Origin of the sequence: Blastococcus saxobsidens, from assembly GCF_002938435.1 — a bacterium.
In the GTDB taxonomy this organism is placed as follows: domain Bacteria; phylum Actinomycetota; class Actinomycetes; order Mycobacteriales; family Geodermatophilaceae; genus Blastococcus; species Blastococcus saxobsidens.
The window spans coordinates 69,451-83,411 of the sequence record NZ_POQT01000018.1 but is presented as its reverse complement, the minus strand read 5'-3'; the positions used below and the strand labels follow the sequence as shown (position 1 = coordinate 83,411).

Sequence of the window (13,961 nt, the reverse complement as noted above, 5' to 3'; positions counted from 1 at the left end):
GCGATATCAATCAACCAAAGGAATCCCTGCCACGACTGCACGAGCCGCGGCACGGGGTATTACTTGGCACTGACTTTCGGCACGCTGTTGAGTTCTCAAGGAGCGGACGCGCAGAAACTCGACCCTTCCGGGCTCCGTCCCTAGCTGGATGTCCAACTCTACGCCGCTTCCAGAGCCATCCCCGTGGGGGGCTCCTCGGTGTCCCTTGCGGGCCTCCCGTGGGGCGCAGAGAGAACAGTACACCTCGAGAAAGGGGTTCTGCAGGGGGGGTCCCCGGGGGGTCCCGGGCACGCGCCTGGAGGGGAAAAGACCTGGTCACGCCACTCCGCGGGGCCGGAACTGGACGCTGACGCGCGGGCCCACGGGCTTGGTGGTCTTGGGGATGCAGTGCTCCCACGTCCGCTGGCAGGAGCCGCCCATCACGACCAGGTCCCCGTGGCCGAGCGGGAACCGCAGCGACTCCCCACCGCCGACCGGGCGGAGCAGGAGCGGACGCGGCGAGCCTAAGGAGACGATGGCGACCATCGTGTCGGTGGACCGACCCCGGCCGATCCGGTCTCCGTGCCAGGCCACGCTGTCCCGCCCGTCGCGGTACAGGCACATGCCGGCGGAGACGAAGGGTTCTCCGAGTTCGGGCGCGTAGTGCCGGTTGAGCTGCTCGCGCGCCTCGGTCAGCAGCGCGTGTGGCAGCTGATCGGCTCCGCCGTACCAACGGAGCAGCCGTGGCACGGCGACCTCGCGCTCGTACATCTGCCGGCGGTCCTCCCGCCAGCCGATGTCCCCGAGCAGCACGTCGAGCACCTCGTCGGACCCCGACACCCAGCCGGGCAGGTGGTCCACCCACGCGCCGCGACCGAGCTGGTGCCGGACGACGACGTGCAGCGGATTGAGCGTCGCCTCCTCGGCGAGGTCCCACATCGAGGGCTGGTGCGCCAGCGTCATGCCGGCACGCTACCCCGACTTTTCGCACATGTGTGCGAAAAGCTGTGCATAACTCAGGCGGTGAGCGCCAACGCGAACGGCAGGACCGCCGAGGCGCCGGCCCGCCGGAGCTCGCGGCCGGCCACGGTCATCGTCCAGCGGGAGTCGGCGAGGTCGTCGACCAGCAGGACCGGCCCGTCCACCTCGGCCAGCCGCGCGCGGAGCTCCGGACCGACCACGATCCGCTCCCAGACGGCGGCCAGGCGGAAGGCGCTGTTGCCGCCCGGCTGACCCGTCGGGCCGCCGTGCGCCGACGACAGCTCGCCCAGATAGGGCAGGCGCCCCATCCGCGCCAGTCCCTGCGCCACGCCGGTCACGAGCTGCGGACGGCGGCGGGAGGGGATGGCCACGACCGCTACGGGGCGCTCCTTCCAGTCCCACGCACCGAGCACCCGACCGCAGGCCCGCAGGAGCTCCTCGTCCGGCGGGACGTCGGAGACCGACCGCCGCACCGGGACCTCGAAGGCGGCGTCCGGGTCCTCCTCGATACCGGGTGCCTCGAGGTCGAGTTCCACGACGCCCCCCACGCCGTCGTCACCCAGCAGGGTGCGCAGCCGCTGGCCCCAGCCCAGGTCGGTGAGCCGGGCCACCGCCCGGCCGGTCTCCAGCTGCTCCGACGGCGCGATCCTGCCCTTGACGTCGACGCCCAGCCGGTCGGCGCCGGTGGGCCACATCGCCCGGGGCGCCAGCTCCACACCCGGCCGGTCGAGGGCGGCCGACGCCTTCTCGGCCGCGGCCTCGGGCACGTCCGTGGCGTACCAGGGCCCGGCGCAGACGTCGCAGCGGCCGCAGGGGCGGGCCGTCGGGTCGTCGAGAGCGGACTGCAGGAACGACATGCGGCACTCGGCCTCGTCCACCGGCCGGGCGTAGGCGAGCATCGCCCGCTGCTCGGCCTCGCGGGTGCGCGTCACACGGGCGTAGCGGTCGGCGTCGTAGACCCAGGGACGGCCGGTGGACCGCCAGCCACCCTGCACCCGCTCCACCGCGCCGTCGACGGCCAGGACCTTGAGCAGCAGCTCCAGGCGGGACCGGCGCACGTCGGCGACCGTCTCCAGGCGGGCGACCGACCAGGCCTTGCCGTCTGCCATCGCCGTGAGCACCGCCGCGGCATGGTCCTCTCGTGGCATGGAGGAGGTGGCGAACCACTGCCAGATCGCGATGTCCTCAGGGCCGGGCAGGAGCAGCACGTCGGCGTGCTCCACCGCACGGCCGGCGCGGCCGACCTGCTGGTAGTAGCTGACCGGCGAGGAGGGGGCCCCGAGGTGGACGACGAAGCCGAGGTCGGGCTTGTCGAAGCCCATGCCGAGCGCGGAGGTGGCGACCAGCGCCTTCACCTCGTTGGTGCGCAGCGCCTCCTCCGCGTCCTTGCGGTCGGCGTCGTCCAGCCGGCCGGTGTAGGCGCGCACCTCGTGCCCGGCGTCGCGCAGCAGGTTGGCCGTCTCCTCGGCCGCGGCGACGGTGAGCGCGTAGACGATGCCGCTGCCCGGCAGGTCGCCGATGTGCGAGCTGAGCCAGGCCAGCCGCGCGCGGTCCGAGGGCAGCCGCAGCACACCGAGGCGCAGCGAGTCGCGGGACAGCGGGCCGCGGACCGTCGTCACCTCGACGCCGCCGGCACCGAGCTGCTCGGCGACGTCGTCGACCACGCGCTCGTTGGCCGTCGCCGTCGTGGCCAGGACCGGGGTGCCGGCCGGCAGCGTGCCCAGCAGGTCGCGGATCCGGCGGTAGTCGGGCCGGAAGTCGTGGCCCCAGTCGGACACGCAGTGCGCCTCGTCGACCACGACCAGGCCGCACCGGGCGACCAGCCCGGGCAGCTGCTCCTCGCGGAAGCGCGGGTTGGTGAGCCGCTCGGGGGAGACGAGCAGCACGTCGACGTCGTCGGCGGCCAGGCGGGCGGCGATGTCGTCCCACTCGGTCATGTTGGCGCTGGAGATCTCGACCGCGCGGATGCCGGCGCGGGCGGCGGCGGCCACCTGGTCGCGCATCAGCGCCAGCAGCGGGCTCACCAGCAGGGTCGGGCCCGCCCCGCGACGGCGCAGCAGCGCGGTGGAGACGAAGTAGACGGCCGACTTGCCCCATCCGGTGCGCTGCACGACCAGCGCGCGGGCGGACCGCTCGACCAGCGCGGCGACGGCGGCGTCCTGCCCTTCGCGGAAGACCGCGTCGGGCCGGCCGGTGAGCTCGCGCAGGATCTCCAGGGCCTCGTCGGCGATCGAGGACGGCGGCGCAGCGGTGCTCATGCCGACGACAGTAGGCATGAGCACCGACGGAACGGGTGCCCGCGCGCGACCTGGGGACGACGGAGGACAATCCACAGGCGATGGACCACCAGGGGCAGCTTCCGGCCGACAACCACGTGCACACCCACTGGTCGTGGGACACCCCCGACTCCTCGACGATGCGCCGGGCCTGCGAGCGCGCGATCGCCCAGGGGCTGCCGGCGATCGCCTTCACCGAGCACCTGGACTTCACCGTGTGGCACGCCGAGGACCGGGCCACCGAGGAGGGCCTGGTCGACCGCTACCCGGCGCACCAGCTGCCGATCGACGTCGAGGGCTACTTCGCCGAGATCGCGGAGGTGCGCGACCGGTTCCCGGAGCTGCGCATCTGGTCGGGCATCGAGACCGGCGAGCCGCACCTGTTCGCCGCGAGCATCGCCAAGCACCTCGAGGACTCCCCGGTCGACCGGGTCCTCGGCTCGCTGCACTCGCTGTCGGACGAGGGCCGGCTGATCGGAGTGGGGCGGCTGCTGCACGTGGACGCCGACGCCACGATGCGCCGCTACCTCGGCGAGATGGTCGGGATGATCGGGAGCAGCGACGTCTTCCAGGTGCTGGCGCACGTGGACTTCCCGCGCCGGTACTGGCCCGGGGGCAGCCACCGGTACGTGGAGAAGGACTACGAGGAGGAGTACCGGGCGGTGTTCCGCGCGCTGGCCGGCACCGGCCGGGCGCTGGAGATCAACACCAGCAGCCCGCTGGCCTCGGCCGACCAGGTGCGCTGGTTCTACGAGGCGGGCGGCGAGGCGGTGAGCTTCGGCAGCGACGCGCACGCGCCGGCTGCGGTCGGGCAGAAGTTCGAGCTGGCCGTCGCCGTCGCCGAGGCCGCGGGGTTCCGCCCGGGGCGGGACCGCTTCGACTTCTGGCGCCGCTGACGGACCGTCCCGTCACGCCGAGCCGGGCACCTCGACCGGCCGGGGGCGGTACCACGCCCAGAAGGCCAGGCCCACGGCCAGCGACCAGAACGCGGAGCCGATGCCGCCCACGGTCACCCCGCTGATCGCGACCAGGAAGGCGGCGACGACGGGGATGCGGTCCTCGGGCCGGGCCAGCGCGCCGCTCAGGGACGACGCCAGCACCGGCCACAGCGCCAGGCCGGCCGCGGCGGCGACGAACCCGGCCGGCGCCGTGGCGACGAGGGCGGCGACCGCGACCGAGACGAGCGCGAAGCCGACGTAGGCGAACCCCGCCGTGCGGGCGGCCAGGTACCGGCGCCCCGGGTCGGCGTCCGCTTCCGGGCCGGCCGCCAGCGCCGCGCTGATCGCCGCCAGGTTGATCGCGTGACCGCCGAAGGGTGCGCCGAGCACCGTGCCGGCGCCGGTGACCGCCATGGCCGGGCGCCACGGCGCGCGATAGCCGTAGGACGCGAGCACCGCCATGCCCGGGACGTTCTGAGACGCCATGGTCACCAGGAACAGCGGCAGAGCCAGCCCGACGACGGCGGTGGAGGCGAAGTCCGGCGTCGTCCAGTCCAGACGGGGGACCAGGGCGGACGCCGGCACACCGCCGTCCCGGACGGCCAGCCAGCCGATGATGCCGAGGGTGACCGCGAAGGCGGCCGGCACGGCCCACCGCGCGGAGAACCGGAGCAGCACGACCCAGACGAGGACCACCGGAACCACGAGCCAGGGCATCTCGAGGGCGGACCGGACCGGCTGCAGGCACAGCGGCACCAGGACGCCGGCCAGCATGGCCTGGGCCAGCACCGGCGGGATGGCCCCGATCGCGTCGCCCAACCGGGGCCACGCGGCGGTGAGCAGGACGAGGCCGCCCACCAGGACGAAGGCGGCGACGGCCACCGACCAGGACGGCGCCGATGCACTGGCCAGGAGCGCTGCGCCCGGCGTGGACCAGGCCACGGTGATCGGCAGGCGGGTCCGCTGGGCCAGCAGCACGGTCGCCAACCCCATGGCGAGGGACAGGACCAGGAGGCCCGACGCCGCCTGACCCGGCGTCGCACCCACCGCCCGGAGCCCGGTGATCACGACGGCGAAGGAGCTGAGGAACCCGACGAGCGCGGTCACCAGCCCCGCGACGGTGGTCGACGACGCGGCGGCGGGCACGCCGGGCGACGCTAGCGGAGCCACCCTCTACCGTTGATGATCATGGGTGCCTCTGCGACGGACGTGCGCGACGCCACGCCTGCGGACGCCGCGGCCTGCGCGGCGATCTACGCGCCGTACGTCACCGGCACGACGATCACCTTCGAGCTCGAGCCGCCCACCGGCGAGCAGATGGCGGGGCGGATCGCCACCGCCCAGCGGGCGCACGCATGGCTGGTGCTCGAGGACGACGGCGTCGTCGTCGGCTACGCCTACGCCGGCCCCTACAAGGAGCGGGCGGCCTACCGCTGGTCCTGCGAGGCGAGCGTCTACCTGGACGGCGGCCGGCGACGGCGGGGCGGCGGGCGGGCGTTGTACGAGGCGCTGTTCGCCCGGCTCAGCGAGCGCGGATTCCGGACCGCCGTCGCCGGGATCACCCTGCCGAACGAGCCCAGCATCGGGCTGCACACGGCGATGGGCTTCGAGCTGATCGGCACCTACCGGCGGATTGGCTTCAAGCAGGGGCGTTGGCGGGATGTGCTGTGGATGCAGCGGTCGCTCGGGCCCTACGACGACGAGCCGGGGCCACCGGCCTGAAGCGCGCTGACGCCGGTCAGGTCCGGACGGCGAGCTCGCCGAGCACGGTCCGGAACTGGGCGCGGCGGACCGGCTTCACACCCGTCCGTCGGCGACCCGCAGCGGTGCGGAGGCGTACAGGCGCACGCCGGCGAACCGGCCGTCGACCCACGGGTTGGTGGCGAAGGCGGGCTCCAGCCGGGCGTCGGGCACGTGGCGGAGCCGCTCGTCCCGCATGGCGAGAACGCACATCGACTCGGCGACGTCGGAGCGACCGCAGTCGAAACCGACCGAGCCGACCTGGTGCTGGAAGCACTCTTCGAGGATGTTCACCACCGCGTTGGGCACGCCGCAGACGGTCGACGCGACCCGGGTGACCGCTCGCAGCTCCTCCTGGGGCGCGCCCTCCGGCAGCCGGGACGGTCCGCTTGAGCCACGGTGGGCCGGTTCCGCGGTCGGTGCCGCGAGATCCTGCCGACCTCAGGCCCGACGTCGGCGGAGCAGAGCTCTGCAGAAGCCGTCCGGAGGCCTGGTTCCCGGCAGGAGGGCCGCGGCAGCCGTCGCGGCGCGTCGCCCCACGGCGGACCTTGCGAGACATACCGTGTCGTTCCAACCACGGTGAGCGACTGCTCCCGTCAGACCCGCCTGGCACCCCGCCGAGGTCTTCGGTCTGCGCGATCCCCGGTCAGGAGGACAGAGGTGCGCTGGTCAGCTGCACGACCCGAGGCGACGGCGCCCGTCGCCGCCTCGGCCCCGACCGAGGCGCCCCCGCGGCGGACCACCGCCACTCCCCGGCGCAGCGTCGAGCGGGACACCAGCATGGAGGCCGCGGCCCAGCAGGCGGGCGTGCTCGCGCAGGCCTCCCGCGAGGTCTCCGACACCTCCCGCGACGCCGCGGCCTCCCTCTCGGAGCTGCGCGCCGCGATCGCAGACATCTCCGCCAGCACCGAGCGCGCGTCCGCCGTCGCCGAGGAGGCCGTGCAGGACGCACGGGCCGTCGACGAGCGGATCGCGGCGCTGCAGAGCGCCAGCGAGTCGATCACCGAGTTCGTCCGCCTGATCACCGCGATCAGCCAGCAGAGCCGGTTCCTGGCCCTCAACGCCTCGGTCGAGGCTGCCCGTGCCGGCGACGTGGGCAAGGGTTTCGCCGTCGTCGCCGACGAGGTCAAGGAGCTGGCCGGGCGCACCGCCCAGGCCGCCCAGGACATCGACGCCCAGATCAAGGCCGTGCAGAAGGAGACGGCGCAGGCGGTCGAGGTGATCCAGCGGATCACCGGCACGCTCGGCTCCATCCACGATGCCCAGGACTCCATCGCCGCCGCCGTGCAGCAGCAGCGGGCCGCCACGGAGCGGGTCGTGGACAACGTCGAGCGCGCGGCCAGCGGCTCGGCGCGGATCACCGACGCCGTCGCGCAGCTGGCCGACAGCCAGCGGGTGGTCTACGTCCGGCGTGCCCTCTCGGTCGCCGAGCAGCAGCTCGCCGACCTCGGCGGCGTGCGCCTGGCCACGAGCCGCTCTGCGGTGACCGTGCGCGACCAGGCGACCGGGGCCACGCACACGACCGAGCTGCCCGACGTCCTCATCGGCGACGTGGTGCTGGACCGCAGCGACGACCCCCGACGGCCCGCCCTGCTGGTCGACGAGGTCGTGCGCCAGGTCGGCGGCAGCTGCACCCTGTTCCAGAGGCTGGACGACCAGGGCAGCATGGTGCGGGCAGCCACCACCGTGCTCAACCCCGCCGGTCGTCGCAACGTCGGCACCTACATCGCCCGCACGAACGCCGACGGCACGCCCAACCCGGTGCTGGCCGCCGTGCTGGCGGGCGAGGTCTACACCGGCGCGGCCACCGTCGCCGACCGGCAGTACTTCACCGCCTACACGGGCCTGCACGACGACACCGGGGCCCTGATCGGCGTGCTGTACGTCGGCCTCCCGCTGGACACCATGCCCGGCACGGGGAGCTGACGGACGCGCCGGAGTCGTCGGCGCCGTGCTCTAGGTTGATCGCGGTTCGACACGGAGCCGCAGGTCAGGACCGCACGAGGGGGACGTGGTGAACGGCTGGGGGCGCGTCAACGCGGCGCTGCCCGCTGCCGCCCTCGTCCTGGTCGTGCTGGCGGAGGTGGTCAGCGGTCGCGGTCAGGTGGTGCTGGGACTCGCCGTCATCGCCCCGTTGGTCGCCGCCACCTCGCTGAGCCGGCAGACCACGGTCGCCTACAGCGCGGCCGCCTTCATCGTGGGCACGCTGCTCGGCCTCTACGAGCAGCAGTACACCTTCGAGACGGCGGTGGCCCAGTCCGTGCGGCTGCTCGCACTGGTGCTCGCCGGGGTGCTGGCCGTCACCAGCTGCGAGCTCCGCCTGAGGCGTGAGCGGCAGGTCACCCGGCTCGGCGCAGAGGCCGCGGCGACCCGCGCGGTGGTCCGGACCAGCGAGAGCCTGCAGCGGGCCCTGCTGGGTGCCGCGCCGCAGGTCCCGGGCCTGGAGGTCGCCGCGCGTTACCTGCCCGGTGACCAGGGCGCCCAGGTGGGCGGTGACTGGTACGACGCCTTTCCCCTCCCGGACGGCCGCACCATGCTCGTCATCGGCGACGTCGCCGGCCACGACGCCCCGGCTGCGGCGACCATGGCGCAGACCCGCGGGATGCTGCGGGCCCTGGCCGGCTCGGGCCACACCTCCCCCGCCGAGCTGCTGACCGCGCTGGACTGCGTGCTCGCCGGGCTGAGCCTGGACACGCTGCTGACGGTCACCGCCGTCACGGTCGACGTGCGGGGTGGCGCGGCCGACGTGCCGCTGCGCTGGTCCAACGCCGGCCACCCGCCACCGATCCTGGTGCACGCCGACGGCGGGGCCGAACTGCTGGAGCGCACCCCCGACCGGCTGCTCGGCGCGATGTCGGCGGGCAGCCCGCGCACCGAGCACGAGACCGTGCTGCGCCGGGGCGACCTGCTGATGCTCTACACCGACGGCCTGGTCGAGCGGCGCGGGATGACCCTCGACGACGGCACCGCCTGGTTGCTGCGGGCGCTGTCCCGCATCGGCGGCGAGCAGGTCGACCGGGTCTGCGACGGGCTGCTGGGGGCCCTCGGTTCGCGCGGCGACGACGACATCGCCCTGCTCGCGATCCGCAACCCGCGCTGACCCCTCGCGGGGCGGTCAGCCGCAGCGGTAGAGGACGAAGGCGACGTCGTCGTCCGGGGCGTCGCCGAGCAGCCGCTCGGTGAGCAGCGCGCTGAGTTCTGCGGGGCCGAGGTGCTGGCCCTCGACGAGCGCGTCGGCTGCGCGGCCGATCCCCTCGTCCAGGGCCTCGTCCCGCCGCTCGACCAGACCGTCGGTGTAGAGCAGGAGGGTCGAGCCGGGGGGCAGCAGCACCTCGGACTCGGGGCGCTCCCCCCGGTGCGCGACGGCCAGCGGGAGGGCGCTCCCCTCCTCCAGCAGCCGGACGCCACCGTCGACATCCACGAGGACGGCGGGCGGGTGCCCGGCGCTGCTGTAGCGGAGCCGGCCCGTGAAGGGGTCGATGATCGCGCAGAAGACGGTGCTCACCGCCGCGCCCGGGATGAGCGCGGCGAATCCGTCCAGCGCCGAGAGCACGTGCCCGGGGGACCGGCTCTCCAGCAGCAGCGCGCGACCGGCGCTGCGCAGCTGACCCATCACCGCCGCGGCGGCCAGGCCACGGCCGACCACGTCCCCGACGACCACGCCGTACGCGCCGTCGGACAGCTCGACGACGTCGTACCAGTCGCCGCCCACCTCCAGCGTCCCGGTCGCCGGCTCGTAGTGGACGGCGAACCCCCCGGGCAGGACGGTGGGGCCGAGCACGGCCCGCTGCAGGGTGACGGCGACGTCGGTGAAGAACTGCGCCCGCGCCTGGTCCGAGCGGGCGCGCTCCTCCGCGCGGCGCCGTTCGGCCGCGACCGCCTGGGCGTCGGCCACCGTGGCGGCGACCTGCCCGGCAGCCAGCGCCATGAAGATGCGGTAGTCCTCGTCGAGCGGCAGGCGAGGGCTGGCGCCCAGCACCAGGGCGCCGATCGGCTGCTCGGCGCCGGCCGCGGTCAGCGGGAGCACCACCGCGGTGTCGACGTCGGACCGTCCGGCCGGCCCGGCCGACGAGGACAGGCCGGGCAGCAGGGTGGACAGCCCGGTGACCGTCTGGGGCCGGCCCGTGGCCACCGCCCAGCGGACTCGCTCGGCGAGCACGTCCGTGGCCAGCTCTTCCTCCACGGCCACGCCGTGGCCGGCGACCAGGCGCGGGGTGTCGTCGTCGCCGTCCACGAGGTAGACCAGCCCCAGGGGGCAGTCGGCGCCGGCATCGGCCAGCACCCCGAGGGCCGTGGCGACCGCCTCGGCGGTGTCCCCGTGGGAGGCGCGCGGCAGGCTGCCGAGCCGCTGCAGCACGCTGAGCCGACGCGCGGCGAGCACGCGGTGGGTGGTCTCGACGACTGTGTCGAGCAGCCCCACCACGCGGCCGCCCGGCTCGACGACCGGGCTGAAGGAGAAGGAGAAGTAGGTCTCCTCCTCGAAGCCGTGGCGGTGCATGACCAGCGGCAGGTCCTCGGAGTAGGTGGCCCGCCCGCCCATCACCTCGGCCACCATCGCCTCGAGGTCGGCCCAGATGTCGGCCCAGACCTCAGGTGCCGGCCGGCCCAGCGCCTCGGGGTGCCGGGCGCCGAGCATCGGGGCGTAGTCGTCGTTGTAGACCATGACGAGCTCGGGGCCCCACATGAGCAGGAAGGGGAAACGGCTGTTGAGCGCCGTGCTGACCGCCGCGCTCAGCGTCGGCGACCATTCCTCCTGGGGTCCGAGAGGAGTCCGGGACCAGTCGTGCTCGAGGACCATCCGCTGCAGCTCGGTCCGGGGAGCGCCGGTGATCAGCTCCTCGAGATGCCTGTCCAGCGTCGTCCTCCCCCACCGCCCCGAGCGGGCCGCCAATGGCGGCCCTCCGGATCGCCCGGGTCGATCCTGCCACCCCGGAGTGGCGCAGCTGCATTGGACACCACCGATCGATTGCCTGGGCGGCGTCAGCGGGAGTAGTACTCCACGACCAGCTGCTCCTCGCAGACGACCGGGACCTCCTCGCGGGCCGGCGTCCGCTCGTAGCGGGCCACCAGATCGGCCAGCCGTACCTCGAGGTACGTCGGCGGCTCGGCGTGCGCCCCGGAGGCGGCGACGACGAACGGCTCCTTCGTCCGCGACTTCTCCGCGATCTGGACGAAGTCGCCGGGCCTGAGCCGGTAGGAGGGGCGGTCGACGCGCTTGCCGTTCACGAGCACGTGCTGGTGGGTCACGAACTGGCGGGCCTGGTAGATGGTGCGGGCGAACCCGGCGCGCAGGACGGTGGCGTCCAGCCGCGACTCCAGGTCCTGGATCAGCGCCTCGCCGGTCTTCCCGCCGGTGCGCCTGGCGCGGTCGAAGGCGGCCCGCAGCTGCGTCTCGCTGATGTCGTACTGGGCGCGCAGCCGCTGCTTCTCCTTGAGCCGGGTGGAGTAGTCGCTGTCCTTGCGGCGCTTGCGGCCGTGCTCACCCGGCGGGTAGGGACGGCGCTCGAAGTACTGGACGCACTTCGGCGTGAGCGGGATGCCCAGCGCGCGACTGAGCCGGACCTTGGGACGGGGAGTGTTCACGAGACCTCCAGTTTGGTTAGGCTCACCTTACTACTCGCTCCGAGCATCCCGAGGTGGTCCATGACGGCCGGTCCGACCCACCCGTCCGCAGCCGTCGACCGGCAGCCGCCGGCGGCCGAGCGCGCCCGCACCGTGGCCACGCGTTCCGCGGCGGCCCTGCACGTCAGCGGCGTCGGCGCCTGCCCTGTGCGGGCGTCGACGACCACCACCGACGGCGACGTGCTGCTCGTCGTCCCGGCCGACGGCGGCGCGGTCGCAGCGCTGCGCGGGTCCCCGCTGGGCGACGTCCCGGCCCGGCTCGTGGTGACCGAGCGTGCGCCGCTGCCGCTCCGGCACCCCGTCCGCGGGCTCGTGCACATGACCGGCTGGGTGACGGCGGTCCCCGAGGCCGACGTCCCGCGGCTGCTGCTGGACTTCGCGGAGACCTCGCCCGCCGACGCCCTGTTCGAGGTGGGGCTCTCCGCCGTCCTGGTGCGGCTGGACCTCGCCGAGGTGGTGCTCGAGGAATCGGGCACGGTCTCCGACGTCGACCCCGACGCCTTCCGCGACGCGCGGCCAGACGTCGTGACCTCGGCCGAGCCCGAGCTGCTCGCCACGCAGCGCGAGCCGCTGAGCCGGTTGCGCGGACGGGTGCAGCGGTGGGCCGGCCGGCACGACGACGTCCGGATCCTGGGGCTGGACCGCTTCGGCGTCCGCTTCCGCGTGCAGGGCCGGCAGGGCTGCTACGACCTGCGGGTGCCGTTCGTGGACGCGCTGGACGACGTCGACGAGGTGGCCGCGGCGCTGGACCACCTGCTGACCTGCGGCCCCGCCTGAGCGTCTCCCCCGGAAGCTCTCGCGCTCGGCCGGTGCACGCCCCCGACCGGACCGCCCGCCGGTCGGTGGGACGATGCGCGTCGCCCGGGAGCGGTCGCGGGCGGAGGCGCAGGTCGAGGGGGCACCGGTGGCGTTGGGCTGGAAGCTGCACGGGGACGGGAAGGCCCCGCCGCTGGGCGAGGCGGTGGCGCCGGACGAGCGGCTGTCCTGGCCCCGCACGGTGGGCATCGGCGCGCAGCACGTCGTCGCCATGTTCGGGGCGACGTTCGTCTTCCCGCTGCTCATGGGCCTGGACGCCAACCTCGCGATCATGATGAGCGGGTTCGCGACGATCATCTTCCTGCTGGTCGTGCAGGGGAGGGTGCCCAGCTACCTGGGCAGCTCGGCGTCCTTCGTGGGCGGCGTCGTCGCCGTCCGGGCCGCGGGCGGGACGACGTCCGACGTGCTGGGGGCGCTGCTGGTGTCCGGCGTCGTCCTGGCGCTGGCCGGCGTGCTCGTCCACCTGGCCGGGGTGCGCCTGGTGAACCGGGTGCTCCCGCCGGCGGTCACCGGCGCGGTGGTCATGCTCATCGGCTTCAACCTCGCCCCGGTGGCGACGGCGACCTACTGGCTGCAGGACCAGTGGGTGGCGCTGGCGACCATGGCCTTCGTGGTCGTCACCGCGCTGCTGCTGCGCGGCTTCCTCGCCCGCATCTCCATCCTGCTGGGGCTGGTCTTCGGCTACCTGTTCTCGGTCCTGCTGGATCTGACCGCCGGGCCGATCACCTCCGTGCTGCCGGGCCAGAACCTGCGCGACGCCGCCGGGAACCCGTGCACCGAGGAGGGCCCGTACTGCCTCGCGACCGCGTTCAGCCACGACCGGGTCGACTTCAGCGCCGTGAGCGAGGTCCCGTGGTTCGGGCTGCCGTCGTTCACGACCCCGACCTTCTCGGTGAACTTCGCGCTGCTCGTGCTGCCGGCCGTGATCGCGCTCGTCGCGGAGAACGCCGGGCACGTGAAGGCGGTGGCCGAGATGACCCGCCGCGACCTCGACCCGATGATCGGCCGGGCCGTCTTCGCCGACGGCGTCACCACCGTCGTGGCCACCTCGGTCGGCGGCTCCCCCACCACCACGTACGCGGAGAACATCGGCGTCATGGCGGCGACGCGGGTGTACTCGACGGCGGCGTACTACGTGGCCGCCCTCGTGGCGATCGGCCTGGGTCTGGTGCCGAAGTTCGGTGCGCTGATCAACGCGATCCCGGGTGGCGTCCTGGGCGGGATCACCGTGGTGCTCTACGGGATGATCGGCCTGCTCGGCGCGAAGATCTGGAAGGAGAACCGCGTCGACTTCGCCAACCCGATCAACCTGGTGCCGCTGGCCGCCGGGATCGTCATCGCGGTCGGCAACTCGGGCAACGACGCCCCGCTGCTGCGGTTCAGCGAGGACTTCTCGCTGGGCGGGATCGCGCTCGGCACGATCGTCGCGGTGGTCGGCTGGCACGTCGCGCGGGCGCTGGCGCCGGCGGAGATGAAGGCGTCGCTGCTGCGCGAGGGCCCGCACCCCGCGGCCGGGTCCACCTTCGGCCACGTGCCCGGCGACGAGGTGGCCGCGACGACGACGTCGGCAGAGGACCGCCGGGCGACCTGACGCCGGCCGGCCACGGGA

Annotated in this window: 12 protein-coding genes; 6 read left to right on the top strand and 6 right to left on the bottom strand. The window is 74.1% G+C overall.

Translation table 11 applies throughout. The annotated features are described in order from the left end of the window. Nucleotides 1-315: 315 nt before the first annotated feature. Both C5507_RS12555 and C5507_RS12550 read right to left on the bottom strand, forming a co-directional pair. Nucleotides 316-942 (bottom strand): alpha-ketoglutarate-dependent dioxygenase AlkB, encoded by a 627-nt coding sequence (locus tag C5507_RS12555; protein ID WP_104528859.1) that lies wholly within the window; start codon nt 940-942, stop codon nt 316-318. A gap of 53 nt (nt 943-995) precedes the next feature. After that, nucleotides 996-3,218 carry a RecQ family ATP-dependent DNA helicase gene (locus C5507_RS12550; protein ID WP_104528858.1) on the bottom strand — a complete coding sequence of 741 codons (2,223 nt, stop codon included), beginning with the start codon at nt 3,216-3,218 and terminating at the stop codon, nt 996-998. Between the two features lie 35 nt (nt 3,219-3,253). On the opposite strand from C5507_RS12550, the gene C5507_RS12545 reads away from it, so the two are divergent. After that, on the top strand, nt 3,254-4,132 hold the full coding sequence (locus C5507_RS12545) for a PHP domain-containing protein (protein ID WP_242611259.1): 879 nt from the start codon (nt 3,254-3,256) through the stop codon (nt 4,130-4,132). A 12-nt stretch (nt 4,133-4,144) separates the two neighbouring features. On the opposite strand, the gene C5507_RS12540 is transcribed toward C5507_RS12545, so the two are convergent. Beyond that, entirely contained in the window at nt 4,145-5,320 is a 1,176-nt protein-coding gene (locus C5507_RS12540; protein WP_104528856.1) for a benzoate/H(+) symporter BenE family transporter, read from the bottom strand. A 42-nt stretch (nt 5,321-5,362) separates the two neighbouring features. Here C5507_RS12540 and C5507_RS12535 point away from each other — a divergent pair, with 42 nt between their 5' ends. Further along, nucleotides 5,363-5,896 carry an arsinothricin resistance N-acetyltransferase ArsN1 family B gene (locus C5507_RS12535; protein ID WP_104528869.1) on the top strand — a complete coding sequence of 178 codons (534 nt, stop codon included), beginning with the start codon at nt 5,363-5,365 and terminating at the stop codon, nt 5,894-5,896. A gap of 75 nt (nt 5,897-5,971) precedes the next feature. Here C5507_RS12535 and C5507_RS12530 read toward each other — a convergent pair whose 3' ends face one another. Continuing rightward, on the bottom strand, nt 5,972-6,223 hold the full coding sequence (locus C5507_RS12530; protein WP_104528855.1) for a hypothetical protein: 252 nt from the start codon (nt 6,221-6,223) through the stop codon (nt 5,972-5,974). 351 nt (nt 6,224-6,574) lie between these two features. On the opposite strand from C5507_RS12530, the gene C5507_RS12525 reads away from it, so the two are divergent. Further along, on the top strand, nt 6,575-7,840 hold the full coding sequence (locus tag C5507_RS12525) for a Cache 3/Cache 2 fusion domain-containing protein (protein ID WP_242611258.1): 1,266 nt from the start codon (nt 6,575-6,577) through the stop codon (nt 7,838-7,840). Between the two features lie 88 nt (nt 7,841-7,928). Then, the gene (locus tag C5507_RS12520; protein WP_242611257.1) at nt 7,929-9,014 is read left to right on the top strand and encodes a PP2C family protein-serine/threonine phosphatase; all 1,086 of its coding nucleotides are present in this window, start codon (nt 7,929-7,931) and stop codon (nt 9,012-9,014) included. A 15-nt stretch (nt 9,015-9,029) separates the two neighbouring features. Here the strand turns inward: C5507_RS12520 and C5507_RS12515 are convergent, their stop codons facing one another. Together C5507_RS12515 and rpsD are read right to left on the bottom strand one after the other, a co-directional pair. Next, complete coding sequence (locus tag C5507_RS12515; protein ID WP_104528854.1) at nt 9,030-10,805, bottom strand: SpoIIE family protein phosphatase; 1,776 nt, start codon at nt 10,803-10,805, stop codon at nt 9,030-9,032. 89 nt (nt 10,806-10,894) lie between these two features. After that, nucleotides 10,895-11,497, bottom strand: coding sequence for a 30S ribosomal protein S4 (gene rpsD / locus C5507_RS12510; RefSeq protein WP_104528853.1), 603 nt, complete (start codon nt 11,495-11,497; stop codon nt 10,895-10,897). Between the two features lie 60 nt (nt 11,498-11,557). Here rpsD and C5507_RS12505 point away from each other — a divergent pair, with 60 nt between their 5' ends. Together C5507_RS12505 and C5507_RS12500 are read left to right on the top strand one after the other, a co-directional pair. Further along, the gene (locus tag C5507_RS12505) at nt 11,558-12,313 is read left to right on the top strand and encodes a DUF2470 domain-containing protein (protein WP_104528852.1); all 756 of its coding nucleotides are present in this window, start codon (nt 11,558-11,560) and stop codon (nt 12,311-12,313) included. A gap of 73 nt (nt 12,314-12,386) precedes the next feature. Next, the gene (locus tag C5507_RS12500; protein WP_242611256.1) at nt 12,387-13,943 is read left to right on the top strand and encodes a uracil-xanthine permease family protein; all 1,557 of its coding nucleotides are present in this window, start codon (nt 12,387-12,389) and stop codon (nt 13,941-13,943) included. The last annotated feature ends 18 nt before the right edge of the window (nt 13,944-13,961 follow it).